Origin of the sequence: Streptomyces sp. NPDC060209 (assembly GCF_042728155.1) — a bacterium.
Classification (GTDB): domain Bacteria; phylum Actinomycetota; class Actinomycetes; order Streptomycetales; family Streptomycetaceae; genus Streptomyces.
In genome coordinates this window covers 18781-41248 of sequence record NZ_JBHWZS010000004.1, presented here as the reverse complement: position 1 = coordinate 41248, position 22468 = coordinate 18781, and the positions used below count along the sequence as shown (strand labels likewise).

The following is a 22468-nucleotide window of genomic DNA, read 5'->3' as shown; positions in this document are numbered from 1 at the left end:
CCCCCGCAGCACCCGCGCCCGTCCGGTCGCCGGCCCCGGCCCGGACGCGTGCCTCCCGACACCTCAAGGAGCCGCCATGTCACCCCCACCGCTTCCCCTGTCCGCCCCCGTCCCGGCCCTCCGCACGGCAGGCGCCCGCATCGCCCCCGCCCTGAGACACCCCGTCGCCGTCGGCGTCCTGGCGGTCCTGCTCGCGGGTGCGGCCGGGCTGGGGCTCGTGAAGGGTGCGGGAACGGAGCCCGCGGTCGCCTGGGACGCTCTCGTCGAGGGCATGTTCGGATCGCCGTACGCCATCGGGAGCTCCCTGAACTCCGCGGCCGTGCTGGCCCTCATCGCCACCGGGTTCACCGTCGCCCACCGCGCGGGGCTGGTGAACGTGGGCGGCGAGGGGCAGCTCTGCGCGGGCGGGCTGGCCGCCGCGGCCGTGGGCATGACGCTGCCCGCCGGTGTCCCGGCCGCGCTCGGTGTGCCGGTGGTCCTCGTCGCGGGATGCGTGGCGGGCGGCGCCTGGGCCGGGATCGCCGGCTGGCTGCGGGCGAAGAGGGGCACCAGCGAGGTCATCACCACGCTGCTGCTCAACTTCGTCGGTGTGGGGCTCGTCTCGGTGGCCGTCCACGAGGAGGCGCTGCTGCGCCAGCCCGTGACCTCGTCCGAGACGCTGCCGCAGTCCGCGCCGCTGCCCGAAGGCGCCCGGCTGCCTCTGATCGGCGGCATCGAGTCACCCGCGACCGCGATCGTCGTGATCGCGGCCGTCGCCGCCTTGGTCACCGGGCTGGTGCTGCGGCACACGGCCATCGGTCTGCGGCTGCGGTCCGTCGGTCACTCCCCCGCCGCCTCGGCCCGGCTCGGACTTCCCGTGGCGCGCCTGGAAACGGGCAGCCTGGCCTTCGCCGGCGCGGCCGCGGGACTCGCGGGCGCGGCCCTCGTCGCCATCGCCCCGTATGTGCTGGCCGAGCACTTCTCCTCCGGCTACGGCTTCTCCGGGCTGGTGGTGGGCCTGCTCGCCCGCGGCTCTCTCACCGCCGTGGCCGCGGTGTCGCTCCTCTTCGGCTTCCTCACCAACGGCGGCATCAACCTGCAGCTCGCGGCGGGGGTTCCCGCTTCCTCCGTCCAGATCGTGCAGAGCCTGCTCGTCCTGTTCGTCGCCGCGGCCATGTTCGGAACCACACGCAACGGGAGGGCCTCATGAGTGCGGTCGTGGAGGAGCTCGCCTCCGGTGGGGTGCGCCTGGCCGTGCCGCTCCTGCTCGCCTCTTCGGGAGAGCTGCTGAGCGAACGCGCCGGCGTACTCAACCTGTCCGTCGAAGGCATGATGCTGACCGGCGCCTTCGCGGGCGCGGCAGGCGCCCTGGCCTCGGGGAGCGCGGGCGTGGGCGTGCTGGCCGCCCTGGCCGCGGGGCTGCTCTTCGCCGCCCTCCAGGCCCTGCTCAGTGTCGTCCTGCGCGCGGACCAGATCGTCACGGGAATCACCGCGAACGCCCTCGCCCTCGGCGCGACGACGTACGGCTCCCGCGTCTTCTTCGGCGACGGCGCGGCGGACTCGGTGCCCGGATTCGACCCGGTCGCCGTCCCCGGCCTGCACAGCATCCCCGTGCTGGGACCGGCCCTCTTCGAGCAGACCGTCCTCGGCTACGCCGCCTTCGCCGTCGCCGCCGCCCTGGCCCTGGGATTCAGCAGGCGCACGGGGTGGGGGCTGGCGGTCGACGCGATCGGGGAGGACGCGACCACCGCCGACCGCTGCGGGCTTCCGGTACGAGCCGTCCGGTGCGCGGCCGTGCTGCTCACCGGGGCCGTCTCGGGCCTGGCGGGCGCACAGCTGGCCCTTTCGGAGGTGCACGCCTTCAGCGACAACATCACCGGCGGCATCGGCTACCTCGCGGTCGTCGCGGTGATCGCGGGCCGCTGGCGGGCCTGGCCCACGATCGCGGCCTGCCTCTTCTTCGGCGTCGCGCAGGCACTGCAGTTCGCCGCACCCGCCCTGGGGCTGCACCTGTCCGCGCCCCTCCTGACCACGCTGCCGTATGTCATCGCGCTGCTCGCGGTGAGCGGGCTGGTCGGCCGCAGCCGGGCGCCGTCGGGGCTCACCACCCCATTCCTGCGCGGCAACTGACCGCACCGAACCTCTCCGACCAAGGACACACGACATGACGCTGATCCTGACCCGCTCCGACATCGCCGCGCTGCTCGCGGACGCACGGGAGGACATCGAGAGGGCGGTGGAGAGCTGCCACCTCGATCTGGCGCTCGGCAGAGCCGTCCTGCCGCCCCCGCCGGCGATGCCGCTCCCGGGGTCGGACGGGACGTTCCTCGCCATGGCGTCGGCTTCCGCCCCGGCGGGTCTCGCCACCGTGAAACTTCTGGCGGACCTCCCCTCCAACCGCGAGCGGGGCCTGCCCGTGCAGCGGTCGGCCGTCCTGGCAGTGTCCGCGGACACGGGTGCGTGCGAGGCCCTGCTCGACGGGGCCGAGGTGACTCGGGCGAGAACCGCCGCCGCCACCGCCGTCGCCACCCGCGTCCTCGCCCGGAAGGACGCGCGCGTCCTGGGGCTCGTCGGAACCGGCCCGCTGGCGCGGGCCCACGCCCGCGCCCTGCTGCCGGGCCGCGGCTACGAACGGATCGTGCTCTGGGGACGCGACCCCGGCCGGAGCCGCGAGCTGGCGGCCTGGATCCGTACGGAGCTCGGCGTGGACGCGCGTGTGCTGGCCGGACCGCAGGCCGTGACCGAGGCCTCGGACGTCCTGTGCACGCTGACGCCGTCGCGGGAACCGGTGATCCGGGGCGCGTGGCTCTCCCCCGGCCAGCACATCAACGCCGTCGGCGCCCCGCCGCGCCCCGACCACCGGGAGATCGACACGGAGGGCGTCGTACGCTGCCGGATCGTCGTCGACGCCTGGACGACGGCCCGCGCGAAGTCCGGCGAGGTGCTCATTCCGCTCGCCGAGGGCGCGCTCGGCGAGGACGACTTCCGCTGCGAACTCGGCGACGTCCTCGCGGGAACCGAGCCGGGCCGGACCTCGGACACCGACCTCACACTCTTCAACTCGGTGGGCGTCGGCCTCCAGGACCTGGCCGTGGCACGGCTGTTGATCGACGCCGCCGACGCCCGCGGCGCGGGTACCCGGATCGATCTGGGCAGCTGACCGCCATCCGCCACTCACTCCGTAGGGCCGGGCCGGGGTGACGATCGGCACAGCAGCCGGAATGGCCGTGGTGTACACCGGGCCCGGTTCAGTAGCGTGCGGGGCATGAGCACTTCCGACGCAACCCCGGTCACAGCCTCGGCCCTCGCCCACCCCCTCTTCGCCGAAGCCCTGCGGGAGCTGGGCCTCGAGGTCGAGGTACGCCGCTTCCCCGACGCCACACGCACCGCGGTCGAGGCCGCCGCGGCGATCGGCTGCGAACTCAGCCAGATCGTCAAGTCCCTGATCTTCGAGGCGGACGGCGTACCGGTCCTGGTCCTGATGGACGGCTCCTCACGGGTGGACGTGGAGCTCGTACGGAGCGAACTGGGCGCCGCGAAGGTCGAGCGGGCGCGGGCCGACCTCGTCCGCGAGACCACCGGATACGCGATCGGCGGCGTGCCTCCCTTCGGCCACCGTACGAAGACCCGGGTGCTTGCCGACCGGGGCCTGCTCGTTCACACCGAGGTATGGGCCGCGGCCGGCCACCCGCACGCCGTCTTCCGGCTCGATCCCGCCACCCTGGTCGAGCTCGCGGGCGGCACCCTCGTGGACGTACGCGAGCGGACCGCGTGACCCCGTTGGTGGTGGCGGCCGTCCTGGCCGCCGCGATCACGCACGCGAGCTGGAACGCCATCGCCCACGCCATACGTGACCAGTTGCTGTCCTTCACCCTCATCTCGGGCGGCGGGGCGCTGATCGGAGCCGTACTGGCCTGCCTCGCCCCGCTTCCGGCGGCCGGCGCCTGGCCGTATCTGCTCGCCTCCGCGGGCCTGCACGTGGCGTACATGCTGCTGCTGATGCGCTCGTTCACGCTGGGCGACTTCGGCCAGATGTACCCGATCGCCCGCGGCACGGCCCCGCTCGTCGTGACGGTGCTGGCCGCCGTGTTCATCGGTGAGATCCCGGACGGCTGGGCGACGGCGGGCGTGGCCGTGGCCTCTGCGGGACTCCTCGGCCTGGCCCTGTGGGGCATCCGCGGTTCCGGCAGCCGCCCCCACTGGCCGGCGATCCTGGCGGCCCTCGCGACGGGTCTCGCCATCGCCGGATACACGACGGTCGACGGGGTCGGGGTACGTGCCTCGGGGACGCCGATCGGCTACATCGGCTGGCTGATGACCGTGCAGGGCGTGGTCATCCCCGCGTACGCCTACTGGCGCAGAAGGGGCGAACTGATGCCCCAGCTGCGGCCGTTCGTGGCGCGGGGGCTCCTGGGCGCGGCTCTTTCGGTCTCCGCCTACGGCCTCGTCCTGTGGGCGCAGACGAAGGCCCCGCTCGCCCCGATCGCCGCGCTCCGCGAGTCCTCGATCATCGTGGGTGCCGCGATAGGGACGCTGTTCTTCAAGGAGCGGTTCGGGGCCCCGCGGATCGCGGCGGCCGGGCTGATGGTGGTCGGCATCGGGCTGATGCTGCACACGAGTTGAACGGGCCGTCTCAGAACTTGCCCGACTGCTCCTCGGTGCGGTGACCCAGCCCGGCGCGGAACTCCGCGAGGAAGCTCACGCCCAGCGGCGGCCACCCCCAGAAGTCGAAGGCGAGCGCCCCGAGGTCGAATCCGGGTCCGAAGTCCCATTCGGTGACCGGCACGAGGACAGCGCAGGCTGGGCAGGTCACTTCGCCCCGTCCCGTCTCCTTCCACGCCGCGATGCCGTCCCTGAACGGCCGCCAGACCTCCTCGTCCGCCTCGAACGACTCCGGGTGGTCGATGACGACGGTGCGGGTCGCGCACCGCGGGCAGGTCGCCGAATCCGCCTCGTCCTCGCCCTGGCCGCCGACGTGGTAATCACGGCCGACGACGACCGCAACGGGGCCGGGGAGCCATGAGGGGTCCGAGGCGTCGGCCACCGCGCGCGCCCAGTCGGGGCCGGGTGCGTATCCGTGGTCGACGGACAGGCTGTACACGCCGTCCCCGGTCATCTCACGCGTGACGATCCCCTCGGCGACCATCCAGTCGACCATCCTCCCGGCGAGCGGTCCGGCCTCCTCACCGGTCGCCTCCAGATCGACCACGCGCTCGAAGAAATCACCCATGGTGCCACCCGTGTTCCGTGTCGGAGTCCGCTTCGTACCGGGCTCGTCACCCTGTCACACGGGTACGACAGCGGACGCCGCCAACTCGACCACCACCTCGTCGTCCTCGGCCTCACCCGTCGGCAGGAAACCGAGCGAGGTCCAGAGCGCTGCGGCGCCGGTGTTGCCCGGGTCGTACGACAGCCGGATCACCTCGCAGCCGTCCCGGCCCGCCAGCCACGCGGTGAGCGTGCGCGCGGCGGCGCGCCCGATCCCCGCGCCCTGCTCGGGCCCGTCGATGAGCACGCCGCCGATCCAGTACGAACCGTCCTCGTCCCGGGCCCACATCACGTGCCCGAGCGGGAGTTCGCCCGCATGGACGGCGAGCGAGTGCCAGGTGTCCTCGCGCGTCGTCAGGAGCAGATAGCGGGCCGCGAGCGCGGGGGCGAAGCCGCGCTGGCCGTCCAGCGGGGCGACGTCGGCGACCGCACGCCAGGTGTCGTCGGTCACCTCGCGCAGGGTGACGCTCCGTCCGGTCCTGTCGGTGAAACCGTGGTCGATCATCCGCGGAGGGTAGAGCGCGGGCCGCCGTTGCCGCCAGCGGGTTTCGTCCTCACCCGTCCTCACCCGTCATCGCCTTGCGGAAGCCCGTGTTGACGGCGAGGAGGCCGCCGTCCACCCGCAGGGTGGTGCCGGTGATCCATGCCGCGTCCCGGGAGGCGAGGAAGGCGACGGCGGACGCGATGTCGTCCGGTTCGCCGATCCGGCCGAGCGGATAGAGGGCGCTAGCCCGCTCCAGTTGGGCGTCGCGGCCCGCCCAGCCCTCCGTACGGATAGTGCCGGGGGCGACGAGGTTGACGCGGACGCCCCGTGGTCCCGCGTGGCCGGCGAGCGTACGGGTCAGGCTGGCCAGTCCCGCCTTCGCGGCGCTGTAGGCGTGCCCGCCGAAGTCCTGTTCGCCGTTGACCGAGCCGATGTTGACGATCGCTCCCCGGCCGGACGCCACCAGGTGCGGCAGTGCGGCGCGGGAGCAGCGGTAGGGGCCGTTCAGGGTGACGTCGAGGGTACGGGCCCAGGGCTCGTCCTCCTCGTCCTCGAAGAGCGCGGCGTCGTCGTGGTTGCCGTAGGCGTTGTTGACCAGGACGTCGAGACTGCCGAAGACGGCGACCGCGTGGGCCACCGCCGCGTCGACCGCCGCCCGGTCGCCCACGTCGCAGGCCAGGGATTCGGCGGTGCCGCCCGTCTCGCGTATCCCGGCCGCCGTGCGCTCGGCGCGCCCGGCGTCCAGATCGGTGACCAGGACGGCCGCGCCCTCGGAGGCGAGCCGGCGGGCGATGGCCGCCCCTATGCCCTGTCCCGCGCCCGTGAGGAGCGCGGAGTACCCATGGAAGCGAGGAGAAGTCATAGCGCCGACCGTACTGCCCTGACCAGGGCCTGGGCACGGGGATCGGCGGTAACTCCCTTCTGCAGACCATTCGTCACATAGCCGAGCGCGATGCCCGATTCGGGGTCGGCGAAGCCCAGCGAACCACCGCGGCCCGGGTGCCCGAACGACCCGGGGCCGAGCAGTGGCGCAGCCGGGCCGTGCAGCATGTAGCCGAGGCCGAAACGGGTGTTGACGACCAGCACGCGGTCCGGTCCCGCGGACTCCTCGGTACGGGCCAGCGTGAGGGTGGCGGGCGCGAACAGCCGCTGCCCGTCGACCTCGCCGATCATCGCGGCGTAGCAGCGGGCGAGCCCCCGCGCGGTGGCGACGCCGTTGGACGCGGGGAGTTCGGCCGCGCGGTAGGCCGGGTCGTTCTCGTCGGGGAAGGGGTCGATCGCCCCGAAGGCGCGGCGGGTGAGCGAGGCCGGGTCGCCGTAGGCCTCGACGACGGATCGCTTGGGGCGCATGCGCAGGGCGCCGCCGACTTCGGCCGGCGGGGGTTCGACGGGGCCGATCCGCCCGATCCTGTGGGCCTCGTCCGCCGGGAGGCCGAACCAGAAGTCCAGGCCGAGGGGGCGCGCGATCTCCTCGGCGATCCAGCGGCCGATGGTCCTTCCGGTGACCCGGCGCACCAGTTCCGCGACGAGCCAGCTGTAGGTCTGGGCGTGGTACCCGTGGTCGGTGCCGGGCTCCCACTGGGGCCGCTGGTCCGCGACGGCCCGCGGCCCCGACACCTGGTCCGCGGCCTCCTCGGGCGTCAGGGTCGCGTCGAGGGCGGCAAGACCGGCACGGTGGGCGAGGAGGTGGCGCACGAGGACGCGCTCCTTGCCGTTCGCCTTGAACTCCGGCCAGTACGTGCCTACGGGGGCGTCGAGGTCCACCTGTCCGCGCTGGTGCAGCAGCAGCGGTACGGCGGCGGCGACGCCCTTTCCGGCCGAGCGGACGATCTGCACGGTGTCCACGGCCCAGGGTTCCACGCCGTCGACATCTCTCGTTCCGGCCCACAGGTCCACGACCTTGCGGCCGTGCCGGTAGAGGGCGACCGCCGCTCCCCGTTCCCCGCGCTGTTCGAAGTTACGGACGAAAGCGTCCCGTACCGCCTCGAATCCCGGCGCCACCGTGCCCCGTACGTCCACGCCTGCTCCCGCACTCCCGCTCATCCCCCCATGGTGCATCGCGCCGCAGGTGGAACGGGGGGCGGGTCACCATCTGTTCACGGACGCGGAACGGACACGGAACGCGGATCGAAGCCGAAGGGCAGCTCCAGCCGGTGCCTGCGCATGAGTGCGTCGTCGCACAGCAGGTCCTGTGTGCGGTCGTCGGCGGCGATCACCCCATCGCTGAGGATGACGGCGCGCGGGCAGAGTTCGAGGGCGTACGGCAGGTCGTGGGTGACCATCAGCACGGTGACGTCCAGGGAGCGGAGGATGTCGGCGAGTTCACGCCGGGAGGCCGGGTCCAGGTTGGAGGAGGGCTCGTCCAGGACGAGGATCTCCGGCTCCATGGCGAGGACGGTCGCGACGGCGACGCGGCGGCGCTGGCCGAAGGAGAGGTGGTGCGGGGGCCGCGTCGCGAACTCCTCCATGCCGACCCGCTTCAGCGCGGTCATGACCCGCTCCTCCAGCTCGGGTCCGCGCAGTCCGCCCGCGGCCGGACCGAAGGCGACGTCCTCGCGGACGGTCGGCATGAAGAGCTGGTCGTCGGGGTCCTGGAAGACGATGCCGACGCGGCGCCTGATCTCCGCCAGGTTCCTCTTCTCCACGGGCAGCCCGGCGACCCGGACGGTTCCGGCGCCCGCGGCGAGGATGCCGTTGAGGTGGAGGACGAGGGTGGTCTTGCCCGCGCCGTTGGGGCCGAGGAGCGCCACGCGTTCGCCACGGGCCACGGCCAGGTCGACGCCGAAGAGGGCCTGGTGGCCGTCGGGGTAGGCGTAGGCGAGGCCGCTGACCTCGAGGGACGGTACGGGGGCGGTGGGCAGGCTCATACGGTCCATCCCAGCAGACATACGACGAGGGCGAGCACGGGGAGTGCCGCGGCGTGCGCCCACTGGGTCCGGGAGGCGGTCACCTCGTCGATCACCGGCATGGTGCCGGTGTAACCGCGGCTGACCATCGCGAGGTGGACGCGTTCGCCGCGCTCGTAGGACCGGATGAAGAGGGCGCCCGCCGTCTTGGCGAGGACACCCCAGTGGCGCAGTCCGCTCGCCTCGAAGCCGCGGGAGCGCCGGGCGATCGACATCCGGCGCAGCTCGTCCGTGATGACGTCGCCGTACCGGATCATGAAGGACGCGATCTGGACGAGTAGGGGCGGCAGCCGCAGCCGCTGGAGGCCGAGCAGCAGGGAGCGCAGCTCGGTGGTCGAGGCGAGGATCACCGAGGCGGCCACACCGAGGGTGCCCTTCGCGAGGACGTTCCAGGCGCCCCAGAGACCGGGCACGCTGACGGAGACACCGAGCAGCTCGGTCTGCTCGCCGGGCACGACGAACGGCATGAGCAGGGCGAACGCGACGAACGGCACCTCGATGACCAGGCGCTTCAGCAGGAACCCGGGTGAGATCCGGGCAACCGCGGCGACGGCCGCGAGCAGCGCCGCGTACAGCGCGAAGGCCCAGACGGCCTCGCGCGGGGTGGAGACGACGACCACGACGAAGCAGAGGACGGCGGCGAGCTTGCAGTGCGGGGGGAGGTCGTGGACGGGCGAGTGCCCGTGACGGTAGAGCTTGTGTGCGTGGCCGGCGCCCATGTCAGACGGACTCGGTGGTGCGGGTCGTGGGTGCCTCGGGCGTACGCCGACGGCGCACCGCCCAGAACACGCCGCTGCCGACGACGACGGTGGCGCCCACACCGATCACTCCGGCGAGGCCTCCGGAGACACGGGCGTTGCTGACGTCCTTGACGCCGTAGTCGGCGAGCGGGGAGTCGGCGGCGCCGTGTTCCTGGACCTTCTCGTCGATGCCCTTGTCGGCGGCGACCTTCTCCAGGCCGTCCGGGTTCGCGGAGGCGTAGAAGGAGACGAAGCCCGCGAGGACGAGCGCGGCGACCAGGCCGGTGGCCCAGACCTTGCGCGTGGAGCGGGCCGCGACGGGGGCCGGCGAAGGGGCGGCTACTGGTGCGTCAATGAGCGCACCGTCGACCCGGAGCTTGAGCGGGGCTGTGAGTCCACGGGCCCCGTGCACCAGGTCGGGGCGCACCGCGATCACGGCACCGACGGTCAGCGCGGTGATCGCCGCCTCCCCGATGCCGATCAGGACATGGACGCCGACCATCGCGGTGAGGACCTTGCCGATGGGCACGTCGGTGGTCCCGCCGATCGCGTAGATCGCGGTGAACGCGACGGCGGCGGCCGGCACGGACACCAGTGCGGCCACGAAGGCCGCGACGGTCGTGGAGCGGCGGGTGCGGGGCAGCACACGGGTCAGCCCGCGGAAGAGGGCGTAGGCGACGACGGTGGTGACGACCCCCATCACCGTGATGTTCACGCCGAGTGCGGTGAGGCCGCCGTCGGCGAAGAGGATGCCCTGCATCAGCAGGACGACCGCTATGCAGAGCACCCCTGTGTACGGCCCGACCAGGATCGCCGCCAGCGCTCCGCCCAGGAGGTGGCCGCTGGTGCCCGCCGCGACCGGGAAGTTCAGCATCTGCACGGCGAAGATGAACGCGGCGACGAGCCCGGCAAGCGGTGCCGTCCGCTCGTCCAGCTCGCGCCTGGCGCCGCGGAGACCGACGGCGACCGCGCCTGCGGCGACAACACCTGCGACGGCGGAGACGGGTGCGTTGATGAAACCGTCGGGTACATGCATGGAGTGGCTCCGCTTTCGGGCGTTACTGCTGGCGGGGTCAGGAAACGCTCCATGATAGAGCCCTGTTGCAAACAGTTCGCAAGAGCGCAGGGATGACAACTACCCCAACCCTCGACATGCCCAAATGGGAATATATGGGACATTAGGGGGAGAGATTTTCACACAGGAGGAGCCGGCCATGTCCCTCGTGATCCAAGAACACGCCCGAGCCCGGCTCATCACCGACGGCCCCGACCCCCGCCTGGTCCCCGTCGAACTGCGGTGCGACCCCGAGGAGCCGCAGACCGTCCAGGTCCGCCTCCCCGGAGGCGTCGACTGGTCCTTCGCCCTCGACCTGCTGGAACGCGGCCTGCGCTCCCCCGCCACCCGCGGCGACATCCGGATATGGCCGTGCGGCCGGGCCCAGCTGGTCCTGGAACTGCACTCGCCGGACGGCGTCGCCGTCTTCCAGTTCGACAAGGCGCCCTTCATCCGCTTCCTGTCGCAGATCCGCGCGAGGACGGCGAAGCGCCCTGCGGCCACCACCGCCACCGCCACCCGCGCCTGAACAGACGGGAGCCCCCGTGCCGCGTGCACGGGGGCTCCCTTTCGCCCCGGTCCCCCGTCCCCACAGGTAACCGGCGCACCGGGGCCGCGTTCCGCTCGTCCGCTCATCGAGTCGGAAGCGGCCCCGGGGCTCGTGCGGCTCACGCCACGGCTCACGCCACGACGCCCACCGCGGTCATACGCGGACCAGCTCCCGCTCCCCGCCGCCGTCGGCCGGGCCGTCGGTGAGCTCCTTGCGCAGGCCCTCCCCCTCGACGTCCACGTTGGGCAGCACACGGTCCAGCCAGCGCGGCAGCCACCAGGCGCGCCTGCCCAGCAGGGCGAGCACCGCCGGCACGATGGCCATCCGTACGACGAAGGCGTCGAAGAAGACGGCGATGGCCAGCGAGAAGCCGATCATCTTGATCATCGACTCGCTGGAGCCGATGAAGCCGGCGAAGACGGCCATCATGATCACCGCGGCTGCCGTGACCACCCGGGCCCCGTGCCGGAACCCGGTGACGATCGCCTGGCCGGGCGTCTCCCCGTGGACGTACGCCTCACGCATCCGTGTGACCAGGAAGACCTCGTAGTCCATCGCGAGACCGAAGACCACGCCGACCATGAAGATCGGCATCATGCTCATGATCGGACCGGTCTGCTCGACCCCGAAGAGCGAGGCGAGCCAGCCCCACTGGAAGACCGCGACGACCGCGCCCAGGGCCGCGACGACCGAGAGCAGGAAGCCGAGGGCCGCCTTCAGCGGCACCAGCAGCGAGCGGAAGACCACCATCAGGAGCAGGAAAGCCAGGCCGACGACGAGCGCCAGGTAGGGCAGCAGCGCGTCGTTCATCTTCTGCGAGAAGTCGATGTTCATCGCCGTGGCACCGGTGACCAGCACCTCGGCACCCGTGTCGCTCTTGATGCCCGCACCGGCGTCACGGATCGCGTGGACGACGTCCTCCGTCTCGACGGAGCTCGGCCGGTCCTCGGGGATGACCGTGATGGTCGCGGCGTCGCCGGCCTTGTTGAACACGGCCGGGGTGACGGCGGCGACGTGGCCGATGCCCTCGATCTCCTGGGAGACCTGGTCGACGGCGGTCTTGCCGTCCGAGCTGCCCTTCGTGTCCACGACGACCAGCAGCGGGCCGTTGAACCCGGGGCCGAAGCCGTCGGACAGCATGTCGTAGGCCTGGCGCTGCGTGGTGCTCTTCGGCTGCGAACCGTCGTCCGGCAGCCCCATCTCCAGCGAGGCGGCCGGTACGGCGATGGCTCCGAGGCCGATGACCCCGGCCAGCAGCACCCACACCGGCTTGCGCAGCACGAACCGCGCCCAGCGGGTACCCATGTTCGGCTTCGCCTCGGGCTTGTTCTCCGCCTCGGCGGCCTTGCGCGCCTTGCGCCCCATGACCCGCTTGCCAGCGAAGCCCAGCAGCGCCGGGACGAGGGTGAGCGCGATGAGCACGGCGATCGCGACCGTGCCCGCGGCGGCGAAGCCCATCTTCGACAGCATCGGGATGTTGACGACGGCGAGGCCCACCAGAGCGATGACGACGGTCAGGCCGGCGAAGACCACCGCGGATCCCGCCGTGCCGACGGCCCGGCCGACCGCTTCCTCACGCTCCCTGCCCTCGGCCAGTTCGGCGCGGTAGCGGGAGACGATGAAGAGCGCGTAGTCGATGCCGACCGCGAGGCCGATCATCATCGCGAGCGTGGAGGTGGTGGATCCCAGGTCGAGCACGTTCGCCAGGGCGGTGATCAGCGAGACACCGATCCCCACGCCGATGAGCGCGGTGAGCAGCGGCAGCCCCGCGGCGATCAGCGACCCGAAGGTGATCACCAGCACCACCGCGGCGATGGCGACCCCGATGATCTCGGTGGCGCCGGTCTCCGGCATCACCTGGAGCGCGTCACCACCGATCTCCACGGTCATTCCGCTGCTCTGCGCGGCCTCACCCGCGTCCTCCAGCGCCTCCCGCGTCCCGTCGGTCAGCTCCATCGAGCTGACCTTGTAGGACACGGAGATGTAGGCGGTGGAGCCGTCCTGGCTGACGGCCTTGGCCGCGAAGGGGTCGGCGACCGAGGCGACCTGGTCCGAACCGGACTTCAGCTCGCCGACGATCTCCTGGATCTCGGCCTTGTTGGCCGACCCGGTGACCTTCTCGTTCTCGGGTGCCTTGAAGACGACCCGGGCGGTCGCGCCGTCGGCGCTGCCTCCGGGAAAACGCTCGTCCAGCAGGTCGAAGGCACGCTGTGCCTCCGTGCCGGGGATCGAGAAGGAGCTGGAGGTGGCGGTGGACGCGGAGGCCGCGCCGAATCCGGCGAGCGCCAGCAGCGCGACCCAGATGAGGGCGACGTAACGGCGGCGCCTGAAGGCGAGCCGTCCGAGTTTGTACAGGAATGTAGCCACGGAGGGGTTACTCCCGGTCAGGTCGTTGAGTGGAAGAGGGCGTGAGGAACCAGCCCGACGACGAGAGCGGCGTGTCAGGTGGAGCGCGGGGAGAAAGGCCGTGCGGAGAAGAAGGGGACGTCAGACGCCGAGGGCGGGGAACACCACGGCTTCTGCGTAGTCGATGAGGAACGCCTGGTCGACGGGCCGGTCCTCGACCAGCTCACGAGCGGCGAAGGCACCGATCATCATGTGCGGAAGGTAGGACAGCGCCGGATTGTCCGGACGCACTTCACCCCTGTCCACGGCCCGCTGGAGCATCAGTCCGAGACCGGTGAGCTCCGGCTCGATCAGCAGCTCGCGCAGCGCCTGGAAGAGGTCGGGATTGTTGTGGACCGCCTGACCGAGCCCCCGCATCAGTGCGGAGTTCTTCTCCATCTGGCAGTCGTCGGTCCGCTGGAGCACGGCGTGGAAATCACCGCGCAGTGAACCGGTGTCGATCTCGGCGAGCTGCACCGGCTTGTTGTGCCGCAGCGCCTTGACGACGAGTTCGGCCTTGCTCCCCCACTGGCGGTAGAGGGTGGCCTTACTGGAACGGGTACGGGCGGCAACGGCGTCCATGGTCAGGGCTTCGTAGCCGACCTCGCCGAGCAGATCGAGCACGGCGGCGTACAGCTCGCTCTCGCGTTCGGGCGTGAGCCGGCTGCGTGCCATGGGTCGACCTCCTCTGATTGCGCCTGCTGGATGGTACGTCAGTCGAAGATCAACCAACGGAACGAAACGGTTTCGTACACTTCGAAGATACTCCCCTCCCTCATCGAAACGAAACGGTTTCGCTTGTGTGCTGCACCACAAGTTGCCGCGGGCCCTTCACACGGAAAGCATTGGAGGGTGAGTGACGACGTCGCGTATCTCCGTTTCCCGCACCTCCACAAGGACTTGCTCTGCTTCGCGGCGGAGGACGACCTCTGGGTCTCCCCTCTCGCCCCGTCAGGGCAGCGGCCAGGCCGGGCGTGGCGGCTGACTGTCGACCGGACCAGGGTCAGTCATCCGCGCTTCTCGCCCGACGGCAGCCGAATCGCCTACACGACCTGGCGCACGCTCGATCCAGAGATCCATCTGGCCCCGGTCGACGGCGGGCCGGCCCGCAGACTCACCTACTGGGGGTCGACCGACGCCCGGGTCTGCGGCTGGAGCCCCGACCCCGGGGACTCGTCCCAGATCCTCGCCGTCTCCTCGCACAACCAGCCGTTCTCGTACTTCTCGTGGGCGTACAGCGTCCCCACCGACGGCAGCCCCGGCGGCAAGCTCCCCTGGGGGCCTGTCTCCGACATCGCCGTCGCCGACATCGACGGCGAACGGCGCACCCTGCTGCTCACCGGAAAGCCTCCGCACGAGCCGGCGGCCTGGAAGCGGTACCGGGGCGGTGCCACGGGCCGCCTGTGGCTGCACGGCGAGCGGCTGCTGCCGGACATCGGCGGACACCTGGACGCGCCGATGTTCGTCGGGCGCCGGATCGCCTTCCTCTCCGACCACGAGGGCGTCGGCAATCTGTACTCCTGCCTGATGGACGGCAGCGACCTGCGCCGCCACACGGACCACGACGCGTTCTACGCCCGGCACGCCTCCAGCGACGGCAGCAGGGTCGTCTACCAGTGCGGCGGCGATCTGTGGCTGGTCGAGGACCTGGAGTCGCCGGACGCGGTGCCCCGGAAGCTGGAGGTGCGGCTCGGAGGCCCACGGACGGGCCGGCGTACGTACCAGGTGCCGGCGTCCAGCCATGTCGACTCGCTGTCCGTCGACGAGACGGGGAGGGCAAGCGCCGTCTCCGTGCGCGGCAGCCTGTACTGGCTCACCCACCGCGACGGCCCCGCCCGCACGATCACCGACACCCCGGGGGTGCGGGTCCGGCTGCCGGAGATGCTCGGCAGCAGCGGCCGGGTCGCCTACGTCACGGACGCGGAGGGCGAAGACGCGATCGAGATCGCCTACCTCCCCCGGGCCAGCGGCGACCGGCCGCCCCGCCGGCTGGGCGCCGGGCGGCTGGGCAGGGTCCACGAGCTCATCTCCGACCCGGAGGGCGAGCGGCTGGCGATCGCGTCGAACGACGGCCGGCTGCTGCTGCTGGACACGGCGGAGGAGGACGTGGAACCGGCCGGGGTGGAAACCGCCCTCCCGCCGGAAGCCACGGAGGCCGGAGCCGGCGCCGGGCCGGCGGAGACCGGAGCCACCGAGGTCGAGGTCACAGAAGTCGGGACCACCGAGGCCGGGCTCGCCGAGCTCATCCGCTCCGTGAACGGCCCCGTCCGCGATCTGGCGTTCTCCCCGGACGGCCACTGGCTGACCTGGTCGCACCCCGGCGTCGGCCGATCGCTGCGGCAGATCAAGCTCGCCCGGATCACCGGACCGGACGCCCCGGTGACAGTCGATGTCACCAACGGCCGCTTCGAGGACGAGAACCCCGTCTTCACGGGAGACGGCCGCTATCTCGCGTTCCTCTCCTGGCGCGGGTTCGACCCGGTGTACGACGTCCACACCGGCGACCTCTCCTTCCCGCTGGGCTGCCGCCCGTATCTGGTCCCCCTCACCTCGGCCACCCCCTCCCCCTTCGCCCTGCTCCCCGACGGCAGGCCCGCGGCGGGCGGCCTGGACCCCGTGGACATTCCCGAGGGCCCGGTCGAGGGGCCGACGGTCATGGTGGAGTTCGAGGGGCTGGAGAACAGGGTGACCCCGTTCCCGGTCTCCGCGTCGAAGTACTCGGCGCTCCAGCCGGTCAGCGGCGGTGGCCTCGTCTGGCTGCGCTGGCCGATCTCCGGCGCGCTGGGCGAGACCTTCGCCAACCCGGCGGACATGTCGGGCCGCCCCACCCTGGAGCACTTCAACATCGCCAAGGCCCGCAAGACCGAACTGGTCGGCCACCTCGACTGGTTCGCGGTCAGCGGGGACGCGACCCGGCTGGTCGTCATGGACGACGGCGAGCTGCGCGCCGTACCGTCCAACGAGACCGGCGACAACGACACGACCGTCTTCCTCGATCTGCGCCGCATCCTGCACGACGTCGACCCCGCGGCCGAATGGCGCCAGGCGTACGGGGAGGCGGGGCGCATCATCCGGTCCTACTTCTGGGAACCGGACATGTGCGGCATCGACTGGAAGGGCGTACTGGAGCAGTACCGTCCGCTGGTCGAACGGGTCGCGTCCCCCGACGAGTTCGCGGATCTGCTGCGCGAGGTGCTCGGCGAGCTGGGCACCTCCCACGCGTACGTCTCGCCCGCCCGCCGCAACGAGGGCCCCCCGCACTACCAGCGGGCGATCGGGCTGCTGGGTGCCAACCTCGTGTGCCGGGACGGCGAATGGATGGTGCAGCGCATCCTGCCCGGCGACTCCTCCGACTCCAAGGCCCGTTCACCGCTGGCCGGTACGGGGATCCGGGAGGGGGCCGTCCTCACCCATGTCGACGGCCGGCCGGTCGACCCGGTGGCGGGGCCCTACCCGCTCCTGACAGCGGCGGGCGGCACCACGGTGGAGCTGACGTTCCGCCCGGCCCGGGGCGAGTGCGGCGGCCGGTCCCGCCGCATCGCGATCGTCCCCCTGGTCGACGAACGTCCGCTGCGCTACCAGGACTGGGTGGCCAAACGCCGTGAGGTCGTGAGGGAGTTGAGCCATGGCAAGTGCGGCTATCTCCACATCCCCGACATGGGCGGCTCCGGCTGGGCGCAGTTCAACCGCGATCTGCGGCTCGAGGTGTCGCGCCCCGCGCTGATCGTGGACGTGCGGGGCAACGCGGGCGGCCACATCAGCGAGCTGGTCGTCGAGAAGCTCACCCGTACGATCCTCGGCTGGGACCTGACCCGCAACGCCCAGGCGGTCTCGTACGCGTCCAACGCGCCCCGGGGGCCGGTCGTCGCCCTCGCCGACGAGGCCACGTCCTCCGACGGGGACATGATCACGGCCGCGTTCCGGCTGCTGAAGCTGGGGCCGGTGGTGGGCCAGCGCACGTGGGGCGGCGTGGTCGGGATGACCGGGCGGCACCGGCTCGGCGACGGCACGGTGATCACGGTGCCGATGAACGCGGCCTGGTTCGACACGTACGGCTGGTCCGTCGAGAACCACGGCGTCGAGCCCGACCTGGAGGCGCTGCGGACCCCGCTGGACTGGGCGGAGGGCCGCCACGCGGTGCTGGACGACGCGGTCAGGGTGGCCCTGGACCTCCTCGCCGCCCGCCCGGCCGCCACACCCCCCACCTACGACACGGCCCCGAACCTGCGCAGGCCCCCACTACCCCCGAGGTAACCCGGAACGGCCCGGCACATCCAACCCTGCCGCCCGACAAGGCCCGGCACGATCAGGCCCCTTGGGGTCCCCCGGACGAAGTCTGAGGGAGATCGAGGAGCGGGGTCCGGGGCAGAGCCCCGAAGCCCCGCACCGCGCACGACCCGCACCCGCGCCCGCCCCGTGCCGCCGACCGGCACACGCACGAGAAGGGGCGCACCCGGCACCCGGGTACGCCCCAACCAACCGCAGACGCCCAGAGGCGTCAGCCGTCAGCGCTCAGAACGCTCACGCGGACGGTCCTCGCCGCCCTGCGCGCGGTCCCGCGGCTCGGGCCGACGGCCCTGCGCCTGGCCCTGACCCTGGCCCTGGCCCTGTGCCTGGCCCTGGCCGCCGGCGCGACGCGACGCATCGGCGGAGCGCTCACGCGCCTCGCCCTGCTTGCCGCCCGCCTTCTGCTGCTTGGCCTGGTCGGCAAGCTCCTGCGCCTTGTCCTTGAACTGGTCTGCGATACCCATGCTGTTCACTCCTATGTGGGTGCGTGGGGTTGGCCCCGGTGGGACCTCGCTCAGACTTACACACCCGGACATTCACCGCATTTCGATCATTCACGCTGAGTGCGCGCCTTCCGGTCCGCCTCGCCACCGGCCCCCACGAGCCCCTTGCTCACACCGTCGAGCCGAGAGCCGAACCGCTTCATCTCGCGCTGGCCGACGGTCCCTATCACCGCCGGCAGATACCCCCGGATCGACTGCATCCCGCGCAGCCACCACTGGGCGTACACGTGCGCGGAGCGCCGTTCGATCCCCGCCACGATCCGGTCGACCGCCGGGCCCAGGGGGTACGTGCGGTTCGCCGGCCACGGCAGCCGCTGCCTCAACTCCCGCATCACGTCGTCCTCGTCGGCGCCGCGCACCATGTCCGTGTCGGTCCAGGACAGATAGCCGACCCCGACCTTCACGCCCCGGTAGCCGACCTCGCCGCGCAGGCAGTGCGCGAACGCCTCCACCCCGGACTTGGACGCGCAGTACGCGCTCATCATCGGGGCCGGGGTGATCGCGGCCAGCGACGCTATCTGGAGGAAGTAGCCGCGGCTCTCCATCAGCACCGGCAGGAAGGCCCGCGCCGTCACGGCGCCGCCTATCAGGTTCACCTCGATGACCCGCCGCCACGCCTCCGGATCGGAGTCCACGAGCGGACCTCCGGTGGCGACACCCGCGTTGGCGACGACGATGTCGATCTTCCCGAAGCGCTGCTTGACCTCTTCGGCGACCCGGCTCATCGCCACATGGTCGGTGACGTCCGCGTACCAGTGGTCGCTCTCGGAGTGCAGCCGCTCCGAGACCTTCTTCAACTCGTCCGGCTCCAGACCGACCAGCGCCAGCGTGGCGCCCCGCGCCGAGAGCTTGCGGGCGAGCAGCTCGCCCACCCCCCGCGCCGCGCCCGTGACGACGACGACCTGTCCTTCGAGACTCCGCCTGCCGCTCATGCGACCTCCTCCTCGCTCACGGCTTCCGCCGTGCTGCCCGCACCTTCCAGAGTGACGTACAAGGCCACCAGCTCGCGGAGCTTCGCCGTGACCACCTCGGGCGCCTCCACCGGCGTCATGTGTCCCATACCCGCCAGCTCGGTGAGCCCGAGGCTGTGCGGCAGCGCCGCCTCGATGGCCCTCGCGTGCACGGGCGGCGTCAGCCGGTCCTCCGCGCCCGCGATCACCGCGGTCGGCAGCCGCAGCTCCCGCAGACGCGCCTCGAGGTCGAGCTCCGCCAGCACATGCCCCCAGGCGACACGCGCCCCGCGGGGACAGGCGTGGACGATCCTGGCACAGGCGTCCACGCGTTCCGGGGCGGAACCGCGCCCCATCGTGGCGTACTTGAGGATCGCCTTCGACACCGCGTTGACCGGCCCGAGAGGCGCACGCGCGCCGAGGACGGCCGCGGTCATCCGGGTACGGAGTGCACCGGCCCGCAGCGGCAGCACCAGCGACTCGGCCGTCAGACGCGAGCTGCCGGTGCTGCACAGCAGCACGGCCGCCCCGTGATCCCGCACGGCGTCACGGCCCGCCGCCGCCATCAGCGTCATCCCGCCCATGGAATGGCCGCCGAGCACCGCCTTCCGCCCGGGCTCGAGCGTGGCCTTCAGGACCGCTTCGAGGTCGTCGGCCAGCGCACGCGTGCTGTACCCGTCGGGGCCCGCCTCGGGCGTACGGCCATGACCCCGCTGGTCGTAGACGACGACCCGGTGGTCCACCGACAGGTCTCGCACCTGCGCGTCCCAGAAGCGGGTGCTGCAGGTCCAGCCATGGGCCAGGACCACCGCGGGCGCGTCCTCGGGGCCGTGCAGCTCGACGTGGATGCGCGAGCCGTCGGCGGAGACGACGCTCAGTTCGCTCACGGGCACGGGCACGGGCGTGGTGTCCGCCGTCTGCGTCAGCCGGCTCATCGTGCGGCCTCCTCGGTCACAGCCTGCGCCGTGGAGTGGATTGCGGGGGGACGGACGACGTCGTACTCGCCCAGGTCGACGGAGCGCGTGGCCCGCCGGAATTCGGCCGTCGTGCCCGGCCAGACCGTCGTGTTGCGCCCGTTGGCGTCGAGGTACCAGCTGGTGCAGCCGCCGGTGTTCCAGACGGTCCGCTTCATCCGGTCCTGTACCCGCCGGTTCCAGGCGCCGACGGCGGAAGGCCGCGCGTCGAGTGCGGCGCGGCCGCCCAGGACGTCCAGCTGGCGCATGTAGTCGGCCATGTAGTTCAGCTGGGACTCGATCATCAGGATCATGGAGGAGTTCCCGAGCCCCGTGTTGGGGCCGATGATCGTCATCCAGTTGGGGAAGCCTGCCGCGGTCGCACCCCGCAGCGCCTGCATCTCGTCCTTCCAGGACTCGGCGAGGGTGATGCCGTCGGCGCCGACGACCCGGGTGGCGATCGGCATGTCCGTCACATGGAAGCCGGTACCGAGGATGATCACGTCGGCCTCGGTCTCCGAACCGTCCGACCCGACCAGGGTGGATCCCCGCACCTCGGACAGACCGGAGTCGACCACGTCCACATTCGGCTGCGCGAGCGCCGGGTAGTAGGCGTTGGAGAGCAGGATGCGCTTGCAGCCGATGCGGTACGAGGGGGTCAGCTTGGCCCGCAGCGCGGGGTCCTTGATGGCCCGCGCCATGTTCGACTTCGCTATGGACTCGACGAGCCCGAGCTGGTTCGGGTGCTTGGTGAAGGCGCCCACCTGCAACTCCCGGATGCCCCACAGGAGCCCGCGGCGCGCGGTGGCCGTGAAGGGAAGCGCCCGGTGCAGCCACTTCTCGGCGCCGCTGATGGCACGGTCCATGCGCGGCATCACCCAGGGCGGGGTCCGCTGGAAGAGCGTGAGCCGGCCGGCCTTCGGCTGGATCTCCGGGACGATCTGGATCGCGGAGGCGCCGGTGCCGATCACGGCGACGCGCTTGCCGCTCAGGTCGTAGTCGTGGTCCCACCGGGCGGAGTGGAAGACCTTGCCGGGGAAGTCGGCGAGCCCCGGGATGTCCGGCAGCTTCGGGTCGGAGAGGGGACCGGTGGCGGACACGACCGCGTCGGCGGTGATCGTGGAGCCGTTCTCCGTCTCGATCACCCAGTGCAGCTCGTCGTTGTCCCAGCGCATGACGGTGACTTCGTGGTTGAGCCTGATGTGCGGGCGCAGCCCGAAGGTGTCGGCCACGTACTCCAGGTAGGCGCGGATGTGCTGCTGCCCCGAGAAGGTGCGCGGCCAGTCGGGGTTGGGCGCGAACGAGAACGAGTACAGGTGGGACGGTACGTCGCAGGCGCAGCCCGGGTAGCTGTTGTCCCGCCAGGTGCCGCCGACGGCGCCGGCCCGTTCGAGGACCAGGAAGTCGGTGATGCCTTCGCGGCGGAGCCGGACCGCGGCTCCGAGGCCCCCGAATCCGGATCCGATCACCGCCACTCGTACGTGCTCGTGCTGGGCCATGCTGCCGCCTCCCCGCGGTACGTGACACGACTCTGCCAGCAATCACTGGCATTGTTGGGAGGGTAGAGCAGCTCCGTACTGATGGGTAGGGGTCGGGACGAGGAAAGTTACCGGCGGTACAACATAGGGTGCGGGTGTGGCTGAAGGACGCGAGCACCGTGAGTACCGCATGGAGGAGCTGGCCGAGGAGGCCGGCATCACCGTGCGCACCCTGCGCTTCTACCGGGAGCGTGGCCTGATCCAGCCACCCCGCCGCGAGGGCCGCATCGCCTGGTACGACAACCACCACCTGGCCCGGCTGCGCACCATCACGGGCCTGCTGGAGCGGGGCCACACCCTCAACGGCATCGCCGACCTGGCCTCGACCTTCGACAGCGGCCGCGATGTCGCCGAGGTGCTGGGCCTGGGCGAACCCACCGAGGAGACCCCGGTCCGGCTCACGCCCGAGCAGCTCGCCGACTACTTCCAGGACCAGGCCACCGCGGAGAACCTCGCCGCCTCCATGGAGCTGGGCTATCTCGGCATCGACGGCGACGAGATCGTCCACATCAGCCGCCGACTGCTGGAGGCGTCGTCCGAGCTGGTGCGGGCCGGGGTCCCGCTCGACGCCGTGCTCTCCTCGGGCCGCCTGGTCCGCGAGCACGCCGACGCCCTCGCCGACCTCTTCGTACGAGTCCTGCGTACCCACACCGCACACACCGAGCCGGAGCAACTGCGCACGCTGGCGCAGGCGGTGGTGGACGCCGAGCTCTCCATGGCCCTGGACCGGCGGCTGCGCGAGGACGGTCAGCGCTCGTAGGTGACCGTCACCGGCGCGTGGTCGCACGGGCCGCCTGCGGTTCACCATCGAGCGCGACGGCCCCGGCCACGATGCGATCAGGGATGACGAGGAGGGCTGAGACATGCAAGC

At 71.8% G+C, this 22468-nt stretch carries 21 protein-coding genes; 8 read left to right on the top strand and 13 right to left on the bottom strand.

Annotation, left to right across the window (positions count from 1 at the left end):
- Positions 1 to 76 precede the first annotated feature (76 nt).
- The 5 genes from ACFWFI_RS01590 to ACFWFI_RS01570 all read left to right on the top strand — a co-directional run bounded on the left by ACFWFI_RS01590 (position 77) and on the right by ACFWFI_RS01570 (position 4602).
- Positions 77 to 1189: an ABC transporter permease gene (locus ACFWFI_RS01590; RefSeq protein WP_387384219.1), complete on the top strand. Its 1113-nt coding sequence runs from the start codon at positions 77 to 79 to the stop codon at positions 1187 to 1189.
- Complete coding sequence (locus tag ACFWFI_RS01585) at positions 1186 to 2109, top strand: ABC transporter permease (protein ID WP_387384217.1); 924 nt, start codon at positions 1186 to 1188, stop codon at positions 2107 to 2109. Before ACFWFI_RS01590 ends, ACFWFI_RS01585 begins: the two co-directional genes overlap by 4 nt.
- A gap of 34 nt (positions 2110 to 2143) precedes the next feature.
- Positions 2144 to 3139: an ornithine cyclodeaminase family protein gene (locus ACFWFI_RS01580; protein WP_387384215.1), complete on the top strand. Its 996-nt coding sequence runs from the start codon at positions 2144 to 2146 to the stop codon at positions 3137 to 3139.
- Between the two features lie 105 nt (positions 3140 to 3244).
- On the top strand, positions 3245 to 3754 hold the full coding sequence (locus tag ACFWFI_RS01575) for a YbaK/EbsC family protein (protein WP_387384213.1): 510 nt from the start codon (positions 3245 to 3247) through the stop codon (positions 3752 to 3754).
- Positions 3751 to 4602 (top strand): EamA family transporter, encoded by an 852-nt coding sequence (locus ACFWFI_RS01570; RefSeq protein WP_387384211.1) that lies wholly within the window; start codon positions 3751 to 3753, stop codon positions 4600 to 4602. Before ACFWFI_RS01575 ends, ACFWFI_RS01570 begins: the two co-directional genes overlap by 4 nt.
- Positions 4603 to 4612: 10 nt before the next feature.
- Here the strand turns inward: ACFWFI_RS01570 and ACFWFI_RS01565 are convergent, their stop codons facing one another.
- From ACFWFI_RS01565 to ACFWFI_RS01535, 7 genes are all read right to left on the bottom strand, one after another.
- Complete coding sequence (locus tag ACFWFI_RS01565; RefSeq protein ID WP_387384210.1) at positions 4613 to 5209, bottom strand: hypothetical protein; 597 nt, start codon at positions 5207 to 5209, stop codon at positions 4613 to 4615.
- Between the two features lie 54 nt (positions 5210 to 5263).
- On the bottom strand, positions 5264 to 5752 hold the full coding sequence (locus ACFWFI_RS01560; RefSeq protein WP_387384207.1) for a GNAT family N-acetyltransferase: 489 nt from the start codon (positions 5750 to 5752) through the stop codon (positions 5264 to 5266).
- Positions 5753 to 5801: 49 nt separating this feature from the next.
- Entirely contained in the window at positions 5802 to 6593 is a 792-nt protein-coding gene (locus ACFWFI_RS01555; protein WP_387384205.1) for an SDR family NAD(P)-dependent oxidoreductase, read from the bottom strand.
- Positions 6590 to 7750, bottom strand: a complete 1161-nt coding sequence (locus tag ACFWFI_RS01550; protein ID WP_387384286.1) for a serine hydrolase domain-containing protein — start codon at positions 7748 to 7750, stop codon at positions 6590 to 6592. The genes ACFWFI_RS01555 and ACFWFI_RS01550 overlap by 4 nt, the downstream gene beginning before the upstream one ends.
- Before the next feature lie 77 nt (positions 7751 to 7827).
- Positions 7828 to 8598, bottom strand: a complete 771-nt coding sequence (locus ACFWFI_RS01545) for an energy-coupling factor ABC transporter ATP-binding protein (RefSeq protein ID WP_387384203.1) — start codon at positions 8596 to 8598, stop codon at positions 7828 to 7830.
- A complete protein-coding gene (gene cbiQ, locus ACFWFI_RS01540) occupies positions 8595 to 9356 on the bottom strand; it encodes a cobalt ECF transporter T component CbiQ (RefSeq protein ID WP_387384201.1) in 762 nt (253 codons plus the stop codon). The genes ACFWFI_RS01545 and cbiQ overlap by 4 nt, the downstream gene beginning before the upstream one ends.
- A gap of 1 nt (position 9357) precedes the next feature.
- Positions 9358 to 10413 (bottom strand): energy-coupling factor ABC transporter permease, encoded by a 1056-nt coding sequence (locus ACFWFI_RS01535; RefSeq protein ID WP_387384199.1) that lies wholly within the window; start codon positions 10411 to 10413, stop codon positions 9358 to 9360.
- Between the two features lie 178 nt (positions 10414 to 10591).
- Between ACFWFI_RS01535 and ACFWFI_RS01530 the strand changes: the two genes are divergently transcribed.
- Positions 10592 to 10960, top strand: coding sequence for an SsgA family sporulation/cell division regulator (locus ACFWFI_RS01530; protein ID WP_387384197.1), 369 nt, complete (start codon positions 10592 to 10594; stop codon positions 10958 to 10960).
- Positions 10961 to 11134: 174 nt separating this feature from the next.
- Here the strand turns inward: ACFWFI_RS01530 and ACFWFI_RS01525 are convergent, their stop codons facing one another.
- Positions 11135 to 13348 (bottom strand): MMPL family transporter, encoded by a 2214-nt coding sequence (locus ACFWFI_RS01525; RefSeq protein WP_387384195.1) that lies wholly within the window; start codon positions 13346 to 13348, stop codon positions 11135 to 11137.
- Positions 13349 to 13468: 120 nt separating this feature from the next.
- The gene (locus ACFWFI_RS01520) at positions 13469 to 14041 is read right to left on the bottom strand and encodes a TetR/AcrR family transcriptional regulator (protein ID WP_387384193.1); all 573 of its coding nucleotides are present in this window, start codon (positions 14039 to 14041) and stop codon (positions 13469 to 13471) included.
- 177 nt (positions 14042 to 14218) lie between these two features.
- Between ACFWFI_RS01520 and ACFWFI_RS01515 the strand changes: the two genes are divergently transcribed.
- Positions 14219 to 17620 carry a S41 family peptidase gene (locus tag ACFWFI_RS01515; RefSeq protein ID WP_387384191.1) on the top strand — a complete coding sequence of 1134 codons (3402 nt, stop codon included), beginning with the start codon at positions 14219 to 14221 and terminating at the stop codon, positions 17618 to 17620.
- A 251-nt stretch (positions 17621 to 17871) separates the two neighbouring features.
- Here ACFWFI_RS01515 and ACFWFI_RS01510 read toward each other — a convergent pair whose 3' ends face one another.
- The 4 genes from ACFWFI_RS01510 to ACFWFI_RS01495 form a co-directional block, all read right to left on the bottom strand.
- Positions 17872 to 18117 carry a hypothetical protein gene (locus tag ACFWFI_RS01510; protein ID WP_387384189.1) on the bottom strand — a complete coding sequence of 82 codons (246 nt, stop codon included), beginning with the start codon at positions 18115 to 18117 and terminating at the stop codon, positions 17872 to 17874.
- A gap of 86 nt (positions 18118 to 18203) precedes the next feature.
- Positions 18204 to 19088, bottom strand: coding sequence for an SDR family oxidoreductase (locus ACFWFI_RS01505; RefSeq protein ID WP_387384187.1), 885 nt, complete (start codon positions 19086 to 19088; stop codon positions 18204 to 18206).
- A complete protein-coding gene (locus tag ACFWFI_RS01500; protein WP_387384185.1) occupies positions 19085 to 20041 on the bottom strand; it encodes an alpha/beta fold hydrolase in 957 nt (318 codons plus the stop codon). The genes ACFWFI_RS01505 and ACFWFI_RS01500 overlap by 4 nt, the downstream gene beginning before the upstream one ends.
- Positions 20038 to 21558, bottom strand: coding sequence for a flavin-containing monooxygenase (locus ACFWFI_RS01495; protein WP_387384183.1), 1521 nt, complete (start codon positions 21556 to 21558; stop codon positions 20038 to 20040). Before ACFWFI_RS01495 ends, ACFWFI_RS01500 begins: the two co-directional genes overlap by 4 nt.
- Before the next feature lie 169 nt (positions 21559 to 21727).
- Here ACFWFI_RS01495 and ACFWFI_RS01490 point away from each other — a divergent pair, with 169 nt between their 5' ends.
- Positions 21728 to 22357, top strand: coding sequence for a MerR family transcriptional regulator (locus tag ACFWFI_RS01490; RefSeq protein WP_387384284.1), 630 nt, complete (start codon positions 21728 to 21730; stop codon positions 22355 to 22357).
- The last annotated feature ends 111 nt before the right edge of the window (positions 22358 to 22468 follow it).

Bases quoted from the DNA above. Each gene is read 5' to 3' on its own strand.
- ACFWFI_RS01575 (WP_387384213.1), top strand. From the start codon at position 3,245: ATGAGCACTTCCGACGCAACCCCGGTCACAGCCTCGGCCCTCGCCCAC.
- cbiQ (WP_387384201.1), bottom strand. From the start codon at position 9,356: ATGGGCGCCGGCCACGCACACAAGCTCTACCGTCACGGGCACTCGCCC.
- ACFWFI_RS01500 (WP_387384185.1), bottom strand. From the start codon at position 20,041: ATGAGCCGGCTGACGCAGACGGCGGACACCACGCCCGTGCCCGTGCCC.
- ACFWFI_RS01490 (WP_387384284.1), top strand. From the start codon at position 21,728: ATGGAGGAGCTGGCCGAGGAGGCCGGCATCACCGTGCGCACCCTGCGC.
- ACFWFI_RS01545 (WP_387384203.1), bottom strand. From the start codon at position 8,598: ATGAGCCTGCCCACCGCCCCCGTACCGTCCCTCGAGGTCAGCGGCCTC.
- ACFWFI_RS01510 (WP_387384189.1), bottom strand. From the start codon at position 18,117: ATGGGTATCGCAGACCAGTTCAAGGACAAGGCGCAGGAGCTTGCCGAC.
- ACFWFI_RS01505 (WP_387384187.1), bottom strand. From the start codon at position 19,088: ATGAGCGGCAGGCGGAGTCTCGAAGGACAGGTCGTCGTCGTCACGGGC.
- ACFWFI_RS01535 (WP_387384199.1), bottom strand. From the start codon at position 10,413: ATGCATGTACCCGACGGTTTCATCAACGCACCCGTCTCCGCCGTCGCA.
- ACFWFI_RS01565 (WP_387384210.1), bottom strand. From the start codon at position 5,209: ATGGGTGATTTCTTCGAGCGCGTGGTCGATCTGGAGGCGACCGGTGAG.
- ACFWFI_RS01590 (WP_387384219.1), top strand. From the start codon at position 77: ATGTCACCCCCACCGCTTCCCCTGTCCGCCCCCGTCCCGGCCCTCCGC.
- ACFWFI_RS01585 (WP_387384217.1), top strand. From the start codon at position 1,186: ATGAGTGCGGTCGTGGAGGAGCTCGCCTCCGGTGGGGTGCGCCTGGCC.
- ACFWFI_RS01560 (WP_387384207.1), bottom strand. From the start codon at position 5,752: ATGATCGACCACGGTTTCACCGACAGGACCGGACGGAGCGTCACCCTG.
- ACFWFI_RS01495 (WP_387384183.1), bottom strand. From the start codon at position 21,558: ATGGCCCAGCACGAGCACGTACGAGTGGCGGTGATCGGATCCGGATTC.
- ACFWFI_RS01520 (WP_387384193.1), bottom strand. From the start codon at position 14,041: ATGGCACGCAGCCGGCTCACGCCCGAACGCGAGAGCGAGCTGTACGCC.
- ACFWFI_RS01530 (WP_387384197.1), top strand. From the start codon at position 10,592: ATGTCCCTCGTGATCCAAGAACACGCCCGAGCCCGGCTCATCACCGAC.
- ACFWFI_RS01580 (WP_387384215.1), top strand. From the start codon at position 2,144: ATGACGCTGATCCTGACCCGCTCCGACATCGCCGCGCTGCTCGCGGAC.
- ACFWFI_RS01555 (WP_387384205.1), bottom strand. From the start codon at position 6,593: ATGACTTCTCCTCGCTTCCATGGGTACTCCGCGCTCCTCACGGGCGCG.